This is a genomic window from Sanguibacteroides sp. AM78-02pH3A (assembly GCF_027666085.1).
In the GTDB taxonomy this organism is placed as follows: domain Bacteria; phylum Bacteroidota; class Bacteroidia; order Bacteroidales; family Marinifilaceae; genus Gabonibacter; species Gabonibacter massiliensis.
Map to the genome: position 1 here is coordinate 26610 of NZ_JAQEHX010000004.1, position 19682 is coordinate 46291.

Sequence of the window (19682 nt, forward strand, 5' to 3'; positions counted from 1 at the left end):
TATCGATGCAAATGTAGAATGTTTCTAAATAAAAGATTAATTTTTCTTCTTAAAATATTGTTAAAAATGGAAGACGTTATTCCAATCTCATTACGGGATAACATCTTCCGTTGTTTATTATTTCTCTATTATGATTCGATTTCCGGCAAGAGTTGCCGTAATTGAATCGTCATACATGGCAGAACAAGTAATTGCCGGCAGTAGGTATGTTCCGGGGTACGAGGCGTTGAAACGGAGAGTGAATTTTTTGGTTTCTCCTTGCTTTAATGAAAAATACAGGTAGATCCGGTCGTCTCGGATATCTACGTTCTCAGTTCCTTTAAAAGGATTTATCCTGGAAATCAGACGTTCATTGATAAATTCGAATCCGGAAGGAAACATGCACGTTAAAGCCAGCTCATCGTATTGACCGATCTTACCGGTATTCTGTACGGATATTTCCGCTGTTATATCTTCACCTTGTCGGTATGTAGGCCGATCGATCCGTTTATTGTTACTATAATAAGTAATTTGCATTTTCAATCCGGACATTTCATTCTGTGTTATGACTCCTAACGGGACGGAACTATTGATGGTCCTAACGTGTAATGTTCCGTCGGTATTGTTTTTAACGGTCACGTTAGAGCGTTGTTGTTTAACGGTTAAGGGTTTAAGAATAACTGTTTTTTCGGTTTGGATTTTTTCTTTTCCGATCTCAACCTTTATACCGTTTCCTTCTTTGAAATACCGTTTAACGTATTGAGCCGCGGCACATAGTCCAAAGGCATTTTCCTGGGTACTCATCCAGTCGTTAGAAGCAAGGCGCAAGGCTATTTTTCGCAATAGGGTATAGGCTTCTTCTTGCATGTCCACATCCACCATACTCCGGAGAAGAATGGCATTGTCACGCAATCCGGAACCGTAGCATCTGCCTAATTGCCTGTAAGATTCCGCTTCCGTTGGCAGATTGGCGATCAACGACCGGGCGACTTTATCGTATTTACCTATTGCGTAGGCTCCGGCCAGTTGCCAACGTGCAACGGGATTTTTATAGATTATATCTTTCATCCGGTTCATGGCTGCCAGATTTGGCTTGTCGGCAGAAGCTAAAACGTATAGACGGTAAGCTTGCTCCAGTTCGGCATAATAATCGGAAGGTTTCCAGGTGTTTGCCTGTTGATTCAAATAATTGACGGCATTATTCTTCATGGATGCAGGAACCTGGTATCCTTGTTTTTCGGCTTGGATGAGGAAGTCGGTAATATAACTGCTTACCCAATCCGAGATAAATTTGCTACCGGCCCAGTAGCTAAAACCTCCGTTGTTCCGTTGGTAATTGCGTAACCGGGAGATTACCTCTTTCACGTTGAGTTCTGCGGTTACCCGTTGGGCTTCCGTGAGGTCCATCAAAGTGTTGAGCATAAGCTGTGGAAATACCGCAGAGGTAATTTGTTCTCCGCATCCGTGCGGATACTGAATGAGATCATTTAATCGTTTTTCTAAGTTTAGAGGAGGGATAGAAGTAATTTCCAACATGGAGGTCGGATTGATTCCCTCGATTGGGTTATCGAACGTTAATGTCTCTCCGGCTTTTAGCTCTTTCGCGTCCACCCGTGTAATTCGGGGATTGGGTATGCGGATGTCGATATCGCAACTGAAGTATGCTTTTTCCTGACCACTTTGTGCCGAGAAGGAGAGTGTCGATTTTCCGGTCGTCTCTTTGATCTTAACTTTAAAGAATATAATTTGTTCTCCTGTTTTGTCGAAATGTACCTTTTGTTGAGCGGAGGCGAGATTTTCTATCTTATCGTCTGTTCGGATACTTACGTTTACCTCTTTAATCCGGTCTTTCATGGCGAAGAGGGTAACCGGAATTTCGATTACATCGCCCGGGGTGAAGATACGCGGCATCGTAACGTTAAGCATCAGGGGCTGATTGACACTTGTATTTTTGGAGGCCGAACCGTATTGCCCCTTATGTTCGGCTATAACCATGGTACGTACTTCTCCGATATATTCCGGCATACGTAGGGTATGACTCTTTTTTTCACCCTTTTTTAAGGTAAACGGTCCCTGGAATAGTACTACCGGAGTGAACCGATTGCTCTTGTGGTTCTCTTCCGGTTTTAGTGCTTCGTCTCCGCCGATGGCAAAGGCTTTTTCCAATCTTCCGCCGAAAGCTCCGCATACGTCGTCGTAAAAATCCCACGTTTTCACGCCTAAAGCTTCCCGTGCGTAAAATGCGGGGAAGGGGTCCGGAGTTTTGAAAGAGGTCAGCGAGAGAAGACCTTCGTCCACTACGGCTAAGGTATAGGCCATCGGGTGGCCGTCGGCTTCGCTTACCGTAATCGTAAAATCTTCGGATGGACGCAACTCCTTGGCCATGTTGATCTGAGGATGTAAATGGAGGCTCGGATCTTCCACGTCGATATTCATCACTCCGTATAGTCTTATCGGTTTATCGTTGTCCCGGCCTTTGTGCGGTTGTATTAAGGATACGTTCACGTATATGTTGGGACACATATCCTGTTTTGCCTCTATCTCGAATATCGTAAAGTCGTTTGTTGTCGGAATACGGAAAATATCTTTCACCGTTTTGCCATTTTCGATGCTGATAAGGGCGATGCTACCCGATGAGGAGGGAAATTTGATTTTTATTTTTTCGCCGACACGGTATGCTTTTTTATCGCTGGTCAAAGTCAAGAGATTGGCCATTCCGGGCATGTTCAAGTCGTTGCGCCAAGAACTGATATAAAAGGTCGAACCGCAAGAATGACCGGAAACTTTATCTTTAGCAATGAGGTAATAGCGTCCCCACTCGTTACAGGTAATATCGACGTTAAATTTTCCGTCCGTACTTTTTACCATTTTATGTAATATGGGTTTTCGGTAAGACCGGTTAACGTATGAACCAAGATTATCGTCGCTGGAGTCCCACCACCAGCGCCAATCCAAAGCATAAACTTCAATCTCTATTTCATTGGATGCAACGGGTTGCCCCAGGGTGTTTACGACAACGCCTTTTACGGGTATCGGTTTACCAGCCGGATACCAATTATCATCTGTTTCCGGTAAGGCTATTCCGACGTATTGTGTGTAGGGGGAATATTTAAAAGAGGAGGTGACGATACTGAAATCTCCGCTATTTTCAAAAACCCGAATGGTCAGGAGGGCATTCAACATTCCCGGGGTATTTTCTGTCGTGATATTTTGCGTGGACAAAGTAAAATTGCCGTCTGGATCGGTTGTTCCGTCGAACAGGGTTGTCGTAGTTGTTTTATAGAATCTGGAACGGTCGTCGAAATTGTAATTTTTGTATTTCTCGAATACGGTTTTCCCCTGAGTTAATTTTAATTCGGTAATGGTTTTCAATAAACTGGTTTTAGCCCCGTGTAACCAGCGGGTCGTAACCGGAATCTTATTTTCATGGATTCCTTTCCCCAGTATATTTCCCGGCAAAATAGCATTTATATTTAAGCGGTTAGGCTTTATACTTTCAATCCGTATGGTTTTGGAAAAAGAGGTCCCACCGATTTTGACGATCGTTCGCCAGTATCCCGTTACCGCGTTATCATCCGTTTTGAAGGTAAAACAATACATGCCGTTGTCGTTTCGTCCCTCTTTCCGGGTTTGTACGACATGTCCGTTGGGATCGTATAATTCGGCAATGATGGGATGGCCTGCCGGAATTACGTTTTCTTTGTCTTCCAGGATAAAAGATAAATGGATTTCATTGCCGGGACGCCATACTCCCCTCTCCCCGTACAAGAATCCTTTGAGCCCTTTTTGAACGACGGTTCCCGTTACGTCGAAATTGCTGTAAGATAAAGAACCGGCATCATTGACTTTTAAATAGGCCTGATCATTACCTTTCCGAGCGACGACGGTAAATGCTTTTCCCCGTATCCGGGCTATTGCGATGCCTCGATCATCGGTCCGGGTCGAATCTATTTTTTGGTTTTGATAATTGTAGAAGAATAATTCGCAATGGCTTACCGGAGTGGCGTCAGACAAATCATTTACAGCCACTATGTATTTTCCGTCAGTGCCTGCCTTAGCCGTGATACCTAAGGAGGTTACCACTATATTTTTTTGAGGGAAACGACTGGATACGTAATAATAAGAGTTTGAACAGGGATTATCCCTCTCTTCCCAAGAGTAATCTTCGGGATACCCGTAATAATACTCGTCGTAGTTATCGTAACCTTGCCAGAACTGATCGTCCGAATCATCCCGATCTGGATTTTGTTTTTTGTTACAGGCGAGAGTGGTATAAGATCGTTTGAACCGAAGTTCGACTTTATAAACGACACCTTTTTCCAGTTGAATGTGGTCCGCGAGGTTGATCGTGTAGTCTTGCCATTTATCAGAATGAATCGTTTGTCCTTCTTTTGCCAATACAATTTTTTTATTTAGAATAGGACGGCCTACTCTTCGTAATTCGTAGTCGCCGGCGTATTCGTAAGAATTTTGTTGTAAATAAAAATTCATATTTTGCGGTAGAACTTTAACAACACGTAATTGGATCGCCTTCAGGCCAACCGCGGAAAAAGGGATTAAGATATTCCCATCTGCCGGAGTTATCGTACCTTCTCCAATAAACCGTATTTCTGGCTTCGCTGAAGGGAAGCTTACGGATTGAGCTACTTCTTTGGTTAATTTGTCCCCAGTGGCATTCATGATACCCCGGTAAACGTTTACTTGTACGATACCCCTCATTTTGCTCGTTTCGTTGGTATACAGGCGAACGATATTGCCTTGCACGTTATAGTTCAGCCGGTTTATGCCGTCAATAGTGATTAATCCTTGTAAATCTTGGGTCGGACTTACATTATCAGAGAAAATAACGTCTATACTTTGGGAATAGTCGTCGGTAACTTTGATATCCAGGACGGAGAAGTTGTTTTCACCGGGGATTTCAACGAGTAAATCGTTTCCGTTTTTTATCTTCTTGTCGAAGGTGAGTTTTAAGGTCTGGGAGTGTTTTTCCCGTTTCAGATCGGGAATTGTAAAGTTATGTATATAAGGAGAATGATCCCATACAAGAGAGAGAATCCGATCGTCTAATTTCGCCGTAATCAACCGCTCGATTTGTTCGGGGGTCGTTAGATCCGCATTTGCGATAGCTCCTTTGTAGAAGAATTGATCGTTATTCTCCGGATAGATGCCTAAATTCCCTTCCTGAAAAGAGTATGCCTGGGGAAGTATCTTAACTGTGAAATTAAATTTCTTCAATGCAGCGGGGACATCGAACAATTGGTCTAATTGTACAGAGATTTGGTAAATTTGCTCGTTTTTAAATCTTTCGCTTGGAATAAATTTCAAAGTATTTTGATGGAATTGAAATGTTCCTTTTACTCGGGGAGATATTTTAAAAATATCATCAGCCGAAACAGGAAGAGAATCCAAGTTCGCGTTAAAAAGAATACAAATAGGATCCGTTGACCGTATCATTCCCTGTGTGAATTCGCTGACGTATTTGCTGTATTCTGATTTGTTTGGATTCTGTCTTTCTTTACATGAAGAAAATGCAAAGAGCATGATCAAGAATGAGATAAAGAGAAAACACCTATTCATGGCCTTTGTTTTTGTGATTAATATTAGATTAGGCAAATTTATGTAAATAAAACCAATTCGTTTGGGTTTGTATTTAAATTTTATTCGAAAAAACGAGGATCATTCAGGTAGTATAAGATCCGGATTGTGTAAAATTGTTCGTTACTCCTTTGGACAGTTCTCTTTTAGGGGTTCGTTAAAATTAATGAGGTTAGGACCCGATTGTTTATATTAAATTTGTATTTTTGCAAAATTGAAAAATGATCGGTGGCGGGTGTAAGGTAGAGTTGTCGGTCATGAAATGAGAATCATTCACGTAAAAAGGATAAAGATGAGAATAGCTGTCGTTGGAACCGGTTATGTAGGATTAGTATCCGGTACATGTTTAGCGGAAACCGGAATTACGGTGACGTGTGTCGATGTAGACCGGGCTAAGATAGAGTTGTTGAACAATGGAGGTATTCCTATTTTTGAGCCAGGATTGGCAGAGTTGGTGGTTCGTAACCAGAGTGACGGACGTCTTTTTTTTACGACCTCATTGAGAGAGGCATTGAAAGATGCCGACGCTGTATTTATCGCTGTCGGTACTCCGCCGGACGAGGATGGAAGTGCTGATTTGAAATATGTATTGGGAGTAGCGCGGGAGATAGGTGAAATTATCGATGATTATATTGTGGTTGTTACGAAATCGACGGTTCCTGTGGGGACGAACATGAAGGTAAAGGCCACGATAAAAGAGGCTTTGCAAAAACGAAAGGTATCCGTACCTTTCGATGTGGCTTCCAATCCCGAGTTTTTGAAAGAGGGTGATGCTGTTAATGATTTCATTTCTCCTGACCGGGTGGTGATCGGCGTTGAGAGCGAAAGGGCCAAACGGGTGATGGAGCGTTTGTACCACGTGTTTATCTTAAATAATACGCCGATCTATTTTATGGATATTCCTTCGGCGGAGATGACTAAATATGCTGCCAACTCCATGTTGGCGACCCGAATTTCATTTATGAATGATATTGCGAATTTGTGTGAGATCGTGGGGGCGGATGTCGAGGCTGTAAAGAAAGGGATAGGTAGTGACAGCCGTATCGGTAAAAAGTTTTTGAATGCAGGTTGCGGTTATGGAGGTTCTTGTTTCCCTAAAGATGTGAAGGCGTTGATTAAGACGGGAGATGAAAACGGACATAGTTTAGAATTATTGAAGGCTGTGGAGAGAGTGAACGAGAGGCAAAAAGAGGTGTTGTTTAAAAAAGTAATAGCTCATTTCGGTCCGGATTTGAAAGGTAAACGTTTTGCCATGTGGGGATTGTCTTTTAAGCCTGCTACTGATGATATGCGGGAGGCTCCTTCGCTGGTTCTGATCGAACGTCTGGTGGAAGCCGGAGCTGTAATACGAGCTTATGATCCGGTGGCAATGGAAGAGTGTGAGAGACGCGTAGGGGCGAAGATCGAGTATGCAAGTAATATGTACGATGCATTATCGGATGCGGATGCTTTAATTGTTGTCACGGAGTGGCCTGAGTTTAAGATTCCTAAGTTTACTTTTATTGAAAAGGCTTTAAAGCATAAGATTATATTTGATGGTCGTAATATATATAGTCCGGAACAGATGAAAGAGTTCGGTTATATTTATTATGGGGTAGGACGGCAAAAGTAATTCGTCGTCACAGGATGATTTGTTCGGGAGTATGAATGAGGCATCTTTGCTTCAAAGTTATGATTTATGGATAAATTGCGGATTTTATTTATTATAAATCCTATATCGGGTTTTGGCTTGGGTTGGGAAGTCCCTTATCGACTGAAGCGTATTGCGGCTTATCGTCAGGTCGACTATATGATACGTTTTACAGAATATGCCGGACACGCCAAAGAGTTGGTCGAGAATGCAAAACATGAAAATTATACGCATATTGTGGCTGTCGGAGGTGATGGTACGGTAAATGAGGTAGGAACGGCTTTATGTGGTACGGATATTGCTTTTGGGGTTATTTCTTTGGGGAGTGGGAATGGTTTTGCTCGTCATCTCGGATTCTCCTTGATGATGTCGAAGGCTTTAAAGCAATTGCTTCAAAGCGAGATCACCCGAATTGATGTGGTTGAAATCAATGGTTATTATTCTTTGAACGTAAGTGGGTTAGGGTTTGATGCAGAGGTGGCTCATTTTTTTAATAAAATGAAGATGCGGGGAATATTTTCCTATATTTATTCGATCGTCCGCATGTGGTTTCGTTACCCGAGTAAACGTTATCGTTTTAAAATCGGGGATAAGGTATGGGAGGAGGATTGTTTTATTTTAAGTATTGCGAACAGTTCGCAATATGGAAATAATGCGCGGATTGCTCCCAAAGCTTCTTTACGGGACGGGTTGTTTGACATATGTATTTTAAAACGGCCTAAATATTACCAGATACCCCGTTTTATATATTGTTTTATGAATTCTCGGATATCCAAACTGTCTTATTTTAGTGAAATACAATGTGCAGAGGCGGAGATCGAGGGAGATATATCTAAAGCCCATATCGATGGGGATCCCTATGTTTTAAATGTACCGGTAAAGGTGAGGATCCATCCGGGGGTACTGAACGTAGTTGTTCCTAAACTATCCAGAAAGAAGAAGATTAAAAGGAATGTTTGATTCATACTGTCCCGGAATAATCCGGTAGACAGCATCTAATCAAATTATTTTGTCGGTGCGGGGTCCACGTTCAGGTTAATCTGTTTCTCGATGAGTTGGTCCAAAGAGATAAAAGTTTCCGTTTTTGCTATTCCCGGAATATTTTGTAAGGTGTTGATTAATATATCCATAAGATGTTGGTGGTCATTGCATCTCAGTTTTATTAAGAAGGTAAAACCTCCGGTGATGAAATGACATTCGATGACTTCGGGAATATTTTCAATCTCTTTGACTACTGTTTTATAAGTATGAGCGTGGTCTAAGATTACTCCGATGAAGGCGCATACGCCGAATCCGAGGGCATCCGGTTTTACGATAAATCTGGATCCTTCAATAATACCGGAATCTTCCATTTTTTTCACTCTTTGGTGAATGGCAGCTCCTGATATTCCGCACTCCCGCGCTATTTCCAGAAAAGGGACTCTTGCATTTTTCACGAGATGCGATAATATTTTCCGGTCGATTTCGTCAATTTGATATTTTGCATTCATTTTATTGTGTATTATCTGTTGAAATTCAATACATTATATAGTTGCTTCCGTTGTTTGTAATATTGCCATCCTTCTTCATTGGTAATGGTCTTTATTACGCTGTCGATCATGTTATTGAAAATAGTTGCAAAGTCGTATCCTTCCGGCGGATAGATTTCCGGATTATGTATGTCGTTTAACTTGGCGATATACATGCGTGCGACCATTTCACTGGAAACATCATTTTTGTACATACCTTGTTGCATTCCTTTTTCAATATTGATTTTTATTTTTTCAAAGATAAAATCGGAACGTCTGAGCCGGTGTTTTTCGTATATCTCCGGGTAGGCTTTTGCCAATTTGAAAGTGACAGAAGGCGATACGTTGAAGAAGCGATCGTTGATTTCATTACCGACCAGCAATAAGATGTCGATGGCATTCCATCCTTCGAAATTGTATTTGTCGAAAATCTCTTCAAAACAAATTCTTTCCCGCTCAAATATAGAATTTACGATATCCTCCATATCAGAGAAGTTTTCGTCTATTTCTTCCCGCGTAATATTTACTTTTCGCAAATTCTCATCAGATAAATCAGTGCCGTACCGAAAGACGTAAGTTCTTAATTTCTCTGTAAGCAAACATTTCTTTTCAGTCATAAATGAAATCTGTTTTATGTTTTATGCTGTAAATATACGAAACAATTAAGAATTGAAATAATTATAGGTTGTAAATTATCATATTCTGACTACTTTTGTAGAATTAGTAAGAGTTTGTAAGTATATCCTATGAAGAAGATTATTTTATTCGTGTTGATGTTCAGTAGTTTTGTTTCTTTTGCCGCGGAGAATAAAACAAAGCTGGTTGTTGGTGTCGTGATAAGCCATTTTTATCCGGAGTGGCTTGAGTGGTATAGGCAGGATCTTTCTGCAGGAGGCTTTAAAAGACTCATGCAGCAGGGGGTTGAATTGAATATGAATTATAATTACGTTTATACTCAAACGGGAGTAGACCACGTCACCCTATATACCGGAATGCTTCCGGCAGAACATGGGATCGTATCCAAAATTTGGTATGACCGACTCCGTAGGGGAAGACAAAGTGCCGTAATGACGGGGGATTATTATGAGGTCGGATCTCAACAAGGGGATAGTATAAAAAGTTTAAGTCCTGACTTTATCCAAACCCTTAACTTAGGGAGTGCTTTAAAGATGAATAATGGTTTCTCGAAGGTTTATAGTGTGGCCATGAACGGGGATGAGGCGGTATTGAGCGGAGGGAGTAGTGCCGATCAGGCTTTTTGGTTTAGTGAAAAGACTGGAAAATGGGTTTCATCGACTTTTTATAAAGAGCGGTTACCGGAGTGGTTGATTCGTTACAACGATCGTATTGAGAGTGATTCTTTGGTAAACAGAGGGTGGATGCCATTGTCGGATGAAAGAAGAAGTGCTGCCAAAATCAAAAGTAAATTCGGATTGGCAAATTTGTTTTATTACGACCTTGTTCGGGCAAAAAGGGAATACAAGACCTATCGAGTTTTGAAGGCGACCCCTCATGCTAATACTTTAGTCTGCGCTTTGGCGAAACGATTGATTGCCGAAGAGAGATTGGGAAAAGATAACGATCCGGATTTGCTGGCCGTCAATTTTTCATGTTTGGATTACATGCACAGGGATTTTACCGTAGATTCGGAAGAAGAGAAAGATGCTTTCTTGCGTTTGGATAGGAATATGGAGGATTTGTTGACTTTTCTTGATCTTAATGTGGGGAAAGGAAATTATACCTTATTCGTTACTTTCTCCGAAATGCGGGAATTGATGCCCGAAGACTTGAGAAAGGTAAAACTGAATTCGAGTTATTTTAGTATATATAAGGCCGTAGCTTTATTAAAATCTTATTTGGGGTTGATCTACGGACCGGGAGATTGGATCGCCGATTATGATCAGGGACAGATATATTTGAATCGGGATTTAATCGAAAGGAAAAAATTGAATTTAAAAGAGATGGAAGACCGTATAGCGGATTTCTTGATCGATTTTGAGGGAATTGCAAAGGTTATTACTGCTTATTCACTAACACATACGGCTTTTACTTCGGGCGTGGATCAATTGATACAAAACGCTTTCTCTCATAAGCGAAGCGGAGACGTGTTGTTCTGCCTGTATCCGACCTGGATTTCAGAATTGAAAGAGATGGAAGATATTTATTTCCGGCATAGTAAGCGTCCGTTTGTCCCTCTGTATTTGTATGGAGCCGGGGTAAAAACCGGTTTGAAAGGAAATTTCGATATGGTGGATTTATTGCCTACTTTATGTGATATAATGGGAATACCTGTTCCTTATACCGTACGGGGGAATAAGATAGAATAAACGGTTCCGTTTTTAGGTCTCTCGGAGGGGGAGTTATTTCTCTTTGGGGGACGCTTGTATTTTTTGGTATTGTATCTTCTTGATTCTCCGGTTATCCACTTCTTCTATCGTAAACTGATGATTTTTATAGGTGATGACATCTCCTTTTTGAGGTAATTCGCCTTTAATCTCCAGAATAAGTCCGGCTAACGTATCCGCGTCTCCTTCTATATCTTCAAAACTCTCTTCTTCAATATCGGTTATTTTAAAGAAATCGTTGAGTAAGGTAGAAGCTTCGAATACGTAAGCGCCGTTTTTACTCCGCGTGTAAAAAATCTCCTGTTCGTCGTATTCGTCGTTAATGTCTCCCACGATCTCTTCTATGATATCTTCCATCGTCACGATTCCGGAAGTTCCCCCGTACTCGTCGACCACGATGGCCAAATGGACTTTTTTACTTTGAAACTCTTCCAGTAAATCGTTGATTTTTTTGGTTTCCGGAACGAAATAGGCGGGGCGAAGCAAACTTTGCCATTTGAAATCGTTTTTTTCATCCAGGTGTTGCAACAGGTCTTTGACGTAAAGTATCCCGTTGATATTATCCAGGTTTTCTTCATAGACAGGCATTCGCGAGTAACCGTGTTCCGTAATGATCTCTTTTACCTGCTGGTAAGAAGATTCTATATCTATGGCGACTACGTTGATTCTGGCTCGGATAATATCGATTACGGCTATGTTTCCGAAACGGACTATACCTTCCAGAATGTCTTTCTCTTCATTAATTTCCGAGTCTTTCGTTAATTCCAACGCTTTCGAGAGTTGATCGATGGATATGGCATCTTTTTTTTCGATGCGGTTACTGATGATTGAAGTTGACTTGATTAATAAATACGAGAGCGGTCGAAATAAATGAGACAAAAACAGGAGCGGGCCGGTCATTAGAATAACCACCTTTTCTTGTGAACGATTCGCGTATAATTTGGGTATGATTTCTCCAACCAAAAGGATGATAAACGTAACTGCAATCACTTGGATAATGAAGCCCAGCACGGGATTTGCGGATAAATTGAATAAAGAATTAACCAGATAAGTCGAGAGTATGACGATTCCGACATTGACAAAATTGTTGGAGATAAGGATGGTGGCTAACAAAAGATTGGGCTTTTTTTGAAGATGGCATGCCTTATCGTATCCTTTTTCTTCCAAATGTTTTAGTTGAGCGGGCGATAGTGAGAAAAAAGCAACTTCCGAGCCAGAAATAAGAGCTGAACATATCAGCAGGAATAGTAAAATAATAATGAAAATAAGATCAAGCGTTCCAAATGAACCGGTAAAAATCTGCTCCGCCGGGGGAAAATAATCTGTATCCAAGGTTACTTTAATTGGTTAAACATAAAATCGTCCAAAATTATAAAAAAAACCGGAGGTTTAGCGCTTATCCCGTTAAAAATTCGGTTGTGCGGACGAATTTGTCCCAAGGTAAGCGTAAACCTGGATAAATTAGAAGGGAAGATCGTCGCTATCGTCCGAATTGCTTAAACTGCTTGGAGACTCTGGCATAGGAGGTTCCGGCGTTTTTTCATAGTTGTCCTGTTTGCGGGATAGCATTTGCATGGTATCTCCGTAGATTTCCGTCGTGTAACGTTTATTCCCGTTTTGGTCGTCCCAGGTACGTGTTCTAAGGCGTCCTTCAATATAAAGGGTCATCCCTTTTTTCACGTACTTTTCGGCAATTTGCGCTAAATTTCTCCAAAGTACAATATTATGCCATTCCGTTTGGCTGACACGTTCTCCGTTTTTATTATTGTATGTTTCCGTTGTAGCCAAGCTAAATCGAGTGACCGCAACCCCTCCTTCCAAGTACCTGACCTCCGGGTCGGCACCGACGTTTCCTATAAGAATAACTTTATTTACCATAATTATTTAAGATTAAATTTGACACAAATTACAAAAAATAGTTGATTAAAAAAAGTTTTTGACTTTGAGAAACGAAGATAATATTTTATCGTTGAAAATGAAAAACGGCTCGATGGATAAGATCGCGTTACGTGGAGCGGGAGACAGGCGGGTTGCAAAATTCACTATTTCAATCTGTGGAGTGAAAAAATATTGACAAAAAAGTCTAAGTTTGTTTCATTGTTTGTGGAAAAGATATATATTTGCAGACTGAAAACAGAGTTTAAAGAAATATATTATTGAATATTAAATATTTAAAGAAAATGACAAAGGCGGATATTGTGAATGAAATTTCGAGAACGACCGGAATCGAAAAAGTAGCTGTTCAAGCGACGGTAGAAGCATTTATGGAAGCGATTAAAGGTTCTGTTGTTGAAGGCAAGAACGTGTATTTGAGAGGTTTTGGAAGTTTTGTTGTGAAAAAAAGAGCAGAAAAAACAGCTCGTAACATTTCAAAAAACGTAACGATTAAAATTCCTGAACACTTCATTCCTTCATTTAAACCTTCAAAGAGTTTCGTTGTTCAAGTAAAGGAAAAAGTTAAATAAGAAAGGAGTGTAAGTTATGCCAAGCGGAAAAAAGAGGAAAAGACATAAGATGGCTACTCACAAACGTAAAAAAAGACTGAGAAAGAATAGACATAAGAAGAAGTAGTCGTTTGTGAGTTAAGAGATATAAACCTAAAGGCTATAGCCTTTAGGTTTATTTAGTATAATACGATTAATTGTTTTAGGTAGTGAGTACGGAGTTAGTCATAGATGTAAGAGCAGAAGAAATAGTGATCGCTCTATTAAAAGATAAGCGATTGGTAGAGTTGACGACAGAGAAGACTAGCATGAAGTTTGCCGTAGGAGACATCTATTACGGGAAGGTAAAAAAGATTATGCCGGGGCTTAATGCTGCTTTTGTTAATGTCGGGTATGAAAAAGACGCTTTTCTTCATTACCTTGATTTAAGTCCCCAATTCCATTCACTGGATAATTATATTAAACAATGTATTGCCAGAAGGGGGATGCCGGTTTCCAAATTGAAGCTGGAGCCGGAAATCAACAAGAACGGTAAGATATCGGATGTGCTTAGCGTGGGACAGTATGTTGCTGTTCAAGTCGCCAAGGAACCTATTTCGACTAAAGGTCCGCGTTTAACTTCCGAGTTGAGTATTGCCGGACGTCATTTGGTTTTGATGCCTTTTTCCGAGAAGGTGTCTGTTTCGCAAAAAATAAAATCTGTCGAAGAACGGAAACGTTTAAAACGACTGATAGAGAGTATACGCCCTAAGAATTACGGGGTGATTGTTCGAACGGTAGCAGAAGGAAAGAATGCGGAGTTGTTCGACAGTGAATTATGCGAACTCGTGGAGCGGTTTGAGACTGCTTTCAAACATATACGGGACATAGAACCTCCCAAGTTGATTTTGGGGGAGATCGACCGGACGAGTGCCATGCTTCGCGATATTTTGAACTCTTCTTTTGAAAATATTTATATTAATGATATTACGTTGAGTAAAGAGATAAAAGGTTATATCAGTACAATAGCCCCGGAAAAAGAGGATATCGTGAAGTATGTTTCGACGGATGTACCTATTTTGGATCATTTTGGCGTTGATAAACAGATAAAGTCTTCTTTGGGACGTACCGTCTCTTTTAAAAATGGAGCCTATTTGATTATTGAGCATACGGAAGCTTTCCACGTGATTGATGTGAATAGTGGTAACCGCACTAAACTTGGCGATGATCAGGAGACGAATGCCTTGGAAGTGAATTTAGCCGCGGCTGACGAGGTGGCTCGTCAATTGCAATTGAGGGATATGGGAGGGATCATTGTCATTGATTTTATTGATATGCAATTGGCTGAAAATCGACAGAAATTGTACGATAAGATGAAATCGGCCATGGAGATAGACCGTGCCAAACATACGATTCTGCCTTTAAGTAAATTCGGTTTAATGCAGATCACGCGTCAGCGTGTACGTCCCGAAATGACGGTGACAACGACGGAGACTTGCCCCGTGTGTCACGGTACGGGAAAGGCTGAAGCCGCGGTATTGTTGATCGATAAAATAGAAGATCAGCTGGAATATTTGATTGTTGAGAAAAAATACAAGATATTGAAGATCAAAGCGCATCCTTTCGTGGAAGCTTATTTGAAGAAAGGTTTTTGGTCTATTTTGAGAAGGTGGCGATTCAAATATTTTGTATCTATCCAAGTGATAGGCGTGCCTTCGTTTTATATTTATGAATATAAATTTTATAACCGTTTTAACCGGGAAATCGAAGAGTCGTGATTTGTTCAAATTTGGATTATAAAATATAAATAATTGTCAATATTTGACTTGTATGGTGTATGATAAGTGAATTTTTGCTAAGTTTGCAAGGTTCACTTATTTTATTTGTGATCGAGACATATGAAAATGGATGTTTTATATAAATGGATGTTTATGAAAAAAGGACTATTGGCACTATTTTTTGCTCTATGTGTAGGAAATATAGCGGCTTTTGCCCAAATGACCGAAGACCCTACTTCCTGGTCTTTCTCTAAAGAGAAAACCGGAGAAAATGAGTACGATTTAATTTTAGAGGCCACTTTACAACCGGGTTGGTCTATCTATTCCATGTATACTCCGGCTGGAGGCCCCATGCCGGTATCTCTGACTGTCGATGGGGTTGGAAAGGGCATTGAATTGGCAGGGGATGCGGTTGAAGGAGAACCGAAAAAGAAATATAGCGATATTTTTAAGGTAGACGAATGGTATTTCACGGATAATTATCGATTGGTTCAAAAAATTAAAATAACAGACCCTGCCATAAAGGAGGTAAGGGGAACGATCGAGTATCAGACTTGCCAGGATGGGGCTTGCGTACCGGGGGAGAAGGAATTTTCTATTCAGTTGGAGGAAAAGAAGGCTACAAATACTGCCGGTGCTCCATTAACGACTGATCCGGCGAAGGATGATTCTTTGTGGTTGTTTTTTTGGCTGGCTTTCGTCGGTGGTTTAGCCGCTGTGGTCATGCCTTGTGTCTTTCCGATGATTCCGATGACCGTCTCTTTTTTTATGCATGGGGATGCTAATAAGGCGAAAGCGAAGGCAAAAGCGTTGTTTTTTGCCCTGTCGATTGTTGCGATTTATACGGCATTAGGGTTGATTATTTCAATCTTTTTGGGACCTGACTTTATCAATTGGTTGAGTACGAATTGGATTCCCAATATCTTTTTCTTTATCATTTTTATGGTTTTCGCCGCTTCTTTCTTTGGGGCTTTCGAGATCGTATTGCCCTCCTGGTTGGTAAATAAATCCGATAAACAGGCGGATAAGGGCGGATATATCGGCGCTTTCTTTATGGCTTTCACCCTGGTATTGGTATCCTTCTCCTGTACGGCTCCCATTGTCGGTACCGTTTTAGTGGAAGCCGCGAGAGGCTCAATCCTCCGCCCGATTATCGGTATGTTGGGTTTCTCGATAGCGGTTGCCTTACCTTTCGGTTTCTTCGCTTTTTTCCCGTCGAAATTGAGTAATTTACCCAAATCCGGCGGTTGGCTGAATTCGGTAAAAGTGGTGTTAGGATTTATAGAGGTTGCTTTGGGATTCAAATTTTTGATGGTAGCGGATCAGGTTTATCATTGGGGATTATTGGATCGGGAAGTTTATATCGCGATCTGGATAACCATATTTACCTTGCAGGGACTCTATCTTATGGGTAAAATAAAATTCGCTCACGATAGCGATTTACCTTATATCGGAGTGCCTCGTCTCGCTTTTATTATTTTGACGTTTTCTTTTGTCGTCTATCTGATCCCGGGTATGTTCGGGGCTCCTTTAAAGGCTTTAGCCGGTTATTTCCCTCCTCAGGAGAGTATCGATTTCGATATCAACCGGATTGTCAGGGAGAATGCGAAAGAGATAATGAAGAGTGGAATCAAGGTCGGGAATCCTGCTGATGTTTCAACAGAAAGTGTAAAATATTCGGACTTTTTGCATTTACCTCATGGACTGGAAGGGTATTTTGATTATGATCAGGCATTAAAAGCCGCTCTAAGTCAGAATAAGCCTTTGTTTATTGATTTTACGGGACACGGTTGCGTGAATTGTCGGGAGATGGAACAAAGTGTATGGTCGGATCCGAGGGTTTTAGAGATGTTGAAGAACGATTACGTGGTGGTTGCCTTGTATGTGGATGATAAGGCGAAGTTACCCGAAGAGGAATGGTATATTTCCGAGTACGACGGAAAAAAGAAAAAGACGTTGGGAAAAAAGAATGCGGATTTCCAGATAAAGAAATTCGATTCCAATGCTCAGCCGAACTATATATTATTGGACAGCCGGGGAGGAAACGATACGGATTTGAAACCTCATATCCTTGCTCCACCGCGGGGACATAATTTGGATCGGGATGCCTTTGTCGCTTTCCTGAGAAAAGGATTGGAAGAGTATAAAGCCCGGCAAACGGAAAATTAGACGATTCCCCCTCCAAAGAGCATCTTTGGAGGGGGAATCGATTCTCGTGTCAGAAGTAGAGAGAGTAAAATCCGTGGTTATTGAATATTCGCTATCTTTGCTCCCGTAATATATCACCGTAGGATCGATGGAAACAAATCCCGAACTGGAATTGGCGTATGACTTTTTGGAAAACACGGGCTTGAACGTATTCCTTACCGGAAAAGCCGGTACCGGCAAGACGACTTTTTTGCGTCGGTTGAAAGAGCGGACCCCCAAAAGGATGATCGTGGTCGCTCCGACGGGTGTGGCGGCAATTAATGCGGGAGGGGTAACGATTCACTCATTTTTCCAGTTGCCTTTTGGACCTTATATACCTGGGCTTTCGGAAGCGGTAGGCGGAGAAGGTAAAAAATCAAAAATCAATAAATTTAGTCGGGAAAAGATTAACGTTATCAAGAGCATAGATCTGTTGGTCATTGATGAGATCAGTATGGTAAGGGCAGATCTATTGGATGCCGTAGATGATGTGTTGCGTCGTTACCGGGACCGGTCCCGGCCTTTCGGGGGTGTACAGTTATTGATGATTGGAGACTTGCAACAGTTGGCTCCTGTCGTGAAAGAAGACGAATGGGCTTTACTGAAAGAACATTACCCGTCGATATTCTTTTTTTCGAGCAAGGCTTTGGCTGATACCCGGTTTGTGCCTATCGAATTGAAACGGGTGTATCGTCAGCAGGAATCCTTTTTTTTGGAATTGCTGAATCAAATACGGGAAAATAAGATAACGGCAAATGTATTGAATAAATTAAATGAACGTTATGTTGCGGGGTTTGATTCGGGAAGCGAGGAGTATATCGTTTTGACCACTCATAATTTTCAGGCAAAACAGATTAACGAGAGTAAGCTGTACGCTTTGGAAACGGAAGCCTATTCATTCAAAGCCGAGATTAAAGGGGAATTTCCGGTTTACGCTTACCCGACGGATGAGAATCTTGCTTTAAAAAAGGGGGCTCAGGTGATGTTTGTGAGAAACGATGCTTCCCCGGAAAAACGTTATTATAACGGAAAGATTGCAATTGTAACGGAGATCAATCGTAATTTGATCCGGGTGAAGGGAAAAGAGGACGGGGCATTTATCGATGTAGAGAGGGTAGAATGGTGTAACACGAAATATAGCGTGGATCCCGATACAAAGGAGATCACGGAAATTGTTGAAGGCAGTTTTTCGCAGTTTCCCTTAAAAGCGGCTTGGGCTATTACCATTCATAAAAGTCAGGGACTAACATTTGATAAAGTGATCATTGATTCCGGTGCGGCTTTCGCCCACGGACAGGTTTACGTGGCTTTAAGCCGTTGTAAAACCTTCGAGGGGCTGATTCTGAGAACGCCGGTAAATGTTCGTTCTTTAGTAAATGATACGACGATCGATCGCTTTATGACGGAGTTGAAAGAGCATCAACCCGGATCACAATTGTTGAAAGAGGCTCGTCGGGAGTATTATAAAGAGTTGCTGTTGGAACAGTTTGATTACGGTACATTGCAGCGTCGTTTGCGTTATCTTTTTTTTCTTTTAGATGATAATTTAGGTCGTTTCTATCCGGATTTTGTTGCCAAATACCGGGACGCCAATGAACGATTTGCGGTTGAACTCTACCAGGTAGCCGAGCGGTTTAAAGGTCAATTGAAACGGTTATTGGAAGGGGAGACGTCTCGCAAAATACTCGAGGAACGGATCGTAAAAGGAAAAATATATTTTGAAGAGAGTACGGAGAAAATTTTGGGAACCCTATTGCTCCTGCCTCTACCGGAAATCGATAATAAAGAGGTACGGAAATCGATAGATAAAGCTTTGAAAAACCTGCAGGAGGAATTGAATATAAAGACAGATACATTAAGATCGATCTCTGACGGGTTTGATATAAAGTGTTATTTGATCGCTAAAGCCAAGGCTCGTATCGAGGTCCCTCAGCGAAAACAGAAATCGAAGAAGGCGGATGAGAAGCAGGAAGTTACTCGGGATATTTTGCATCCGACGTTATACGAGGAGATTCGGATTTGGAGAAAGCGGGAGGCCGACCGGTTGAAGCTGCCGGTTTATACGGTGCTTCATCAAAAAGCATTATTGGGAATCGCTAATGTACTTCCTACCAATTCGAAAGAGCTTTTGTCCATTCCGGGCATAGGGAAAAAGGTCATCGAACGTTATGGGGCCGTTTTATTGGACTTAGTCGATCGATATCGTTTTCAAGAAGATAAAAAATAGCGTTAAGTAA

General features: G+C 41.3%; 12 protein-coding genes. 7 read left to right on the forward strand and 5 right to left on the reverse strand.

Going from position 1 to position 19682, the window contains the following annotated elements; all coding sequences use genetic code 11:
- Positions 1-117 precede the first annotated feature (117 nt).
- A complete protein-coding gene (locus PGR74_RS07300; RefSeq protein WP_270516890.1) occupies positions 118-5433 on the reverse strand; it encodes an alpha-2-macroglobulin family protein in 5316 nt (1771 codons plus the stop codon).
- Between the two features lie 433 nt (positions 5434-5866).
- Here PGR74_RS07300 and PGR74_RS07305 point away from each other — a divergent pair, with 433 nt between their 5' ends.
- Both PGR74_RS07305 and PGR74_RS07310 read left to right on the forward strand, forming a co-directional pair.
- Positions 5867-7186: a UDP-glucose dehydrogenase family protein gene (locus PGR74_RS07305; RefSeq protein WP_041502597.1), complete on the forward strand. Its 1320-nt coding sequence runs from the start codon at positions 5867-5869 to the stop codon at positions 7184-7186.
- 66 nt (positions 7187-7252) lie between these two features.
- A complete protein-coding gene (locus tag PGR74_RS07310; RefSeq protein ID WP_041502598.1) occupies positions 7253-8164 on the forward strand; it encodes a diacylglycerol/lipid kinase family protein in 912 nt (303 codons plus the stop codon).
- Between the two features lie 44 nt (positions 8165-8208).
- Here PGR74_RS07310 and PGR74_RS07315 read toward each other — a convergent pair whose 3' ends face one another.
- Positions 8209-8694: an Lrp/AsnC family transcriptional regulator gene (locus PGR74_RS07315; protein ID WP_041502599.1), complete on the reverse strand. Its 486-nt coding sequence runs from the start codon at positions 8692-8694 to the stop codon at positions 8209-8211.
- 11 nt (positions 8695-8705) lie between these two features.
- The gene (locus tag PGR74_RS07320) at positions 8706-9329 is read right to left on the reverse strand and encodes a hypothetical protein (RefSeq protein ID WP_041502600.1); all 624 of its coding nucleotides are present in this window, start codon (positions 9327-9329) and stop codon (positions 8706-8708) included.
- A 129-nt stretch (positions 9330-9458) separates the two neighbouring features.
- Between PGR74_RS07320 and PGR74_RS07325 the strand changes: the two genes are divergently transcribed.
- The gene (locus tag PGR74_RS07325) at positions 9459-11039 is read left to right on the forward strand and encodes an alkaline phosphatase family protein (protein ID WP_041502601.1); all 1581 of its coding nucleotides are present in this window, start codon (positions 9459-9461) and stop codon (positions 11037-11039) included.
- Between the two features lie 33 nt (positions 11040-11072).
- On the opposite strand, the gene gldE is transcribed toward PGR74_RS07325, so the two are convergent.
- On the reverse strand, positions 11073-12389 hold the full coding sequence (gene gldE, locus PGR74_RS07330) for a gliding motility-associated protein GldE (RefSeq protein WP_270516892.1): 1317 nt from the start codon (positions 12387-12389) through the stop codon (positions 11073-11075).
- A 129-nt stretch (positions 12390-12518) separates the two neighbouring features.
- Positions 12519-12938, reverse strand: a complete 420-nt coding sequence (locus tag PGR74_RS07335) for a single-stranded DNA-binding protein (protein ID WP_200889844.1) — start codon at positions 12936-12938, stop codon at positions 12519-12521.
- Positions 12939-13213: 275 nt separating this feature from the next.
- Here PGR74_RS07335 and PGR74_RS07340 point away from each other — a divergent pair, with 275 nt between their 5' ends.
- The 4 genes from PGR74_RS07340 to PGR74_RS07355 all read left to right on the forward strand — a co-directional run bounded on the left by PGR74_RS07340 (position 13214) and on the right by PGR74_RS07355 (position 19672).
- Complete coding sequence (locus PGR74_RS07340; RefSeq protein WP_160289131.1) at positions 13214-13522, forward strand: HU family DNA-binding protein; 309 nt, start codon at positions 13214-13216, stop codon at positions 13520-13522.
- Between the two features lie 188 nt (positions 13523-13710).
- On the forward strand, positions 13711-15258 hold the full coding sequence (locus tag PGR74_RS07345) for an Rne/Rng family ribonuclease (protein ID WP_041502605.1): 1548 nt from the start codon (positions 13711-13713) through the stop codon (positions 15256-15258).
- Between the two features lie 153 nt (positions 15259-15411).
- Positions 15412-17427 (forward strand): protein-disulfide reductase DsbD family protein, encoded by a 2016-nt coding sequence (locus PGR74_RS07350; protein WP_041502606.1) that lies wholly within the window; start codon positions 15412-15414, stop codon positions 17425-17427.
- A gap of 127 nt (positions 17428-17554) precedes the next feature.
- Positions 17555-19672, forward strand: a complete 2118-nt coding sequence (locus PGR74_RS07355) for an HRDC domain-containing protein (RefSeq protein ID WP_270516893.1) — start codon at positions 17555-17557, stop codon at positions 19670-19672.
- Positions 19673-19682: the final 10 nt, after the last annotated feature.

Coding starts and splice junctions, on each gene's coding strand:
- PGR74_RS07320 (WP_041502600.1), bottom strand. CDS start 9,329: ATGACTGAAAAGAAATGTTTGCTTACAGAGAAATTAAGAACTTACGTC.
- PGR74_RS07350 (WP_041502606.1), top strand. CDS start 15,412: ATGAAAAAAGGACTATTGGCACTATTTTTTGCTCTATGTGTAGGAAAT.
- PGR74_RS07310 (WP_041502598.1), top strand. CDS start 7,253: ATGGATAAATTGCGGATTTTATTTATTATAAATCCTATATCGGGTTTT.
- PGR74_RS07325 (WP_041502601.1), top strand. CDS start 9,459: ATGAAGAAGATTATTTTATTCGTGTTGATGTTCAGTAGTTTTGTTTCT.
- PGR74_RS07300 (WP_270516890.1), bottom strand. CDS start 5,433: ATGATACGGTCAACGGATCCTATTTGTATTCTTTTTAACGCGAACTTG.
- PGR74_RS07315 (WP_041502599.1), bottom strand. CDS start 8,694: ATGAATGCAAAATATCAAATTGACGAAATCGACCGGAAAATATTATCG.
- PGR74_RS07305 (WP_041502597.1), top strand. CDS start 5,867: ATGAGAATAGCTGTCGTTGGAACCGGTTATGTAGGATTAGTATCCGGT.
- PGR74_RS07355 (WP_270516893.1), top strand. CDS start 17,555: ATGGAAACAAATCCCGAACTGGAATTGGCGTATGACTTTTTGGAAAAC.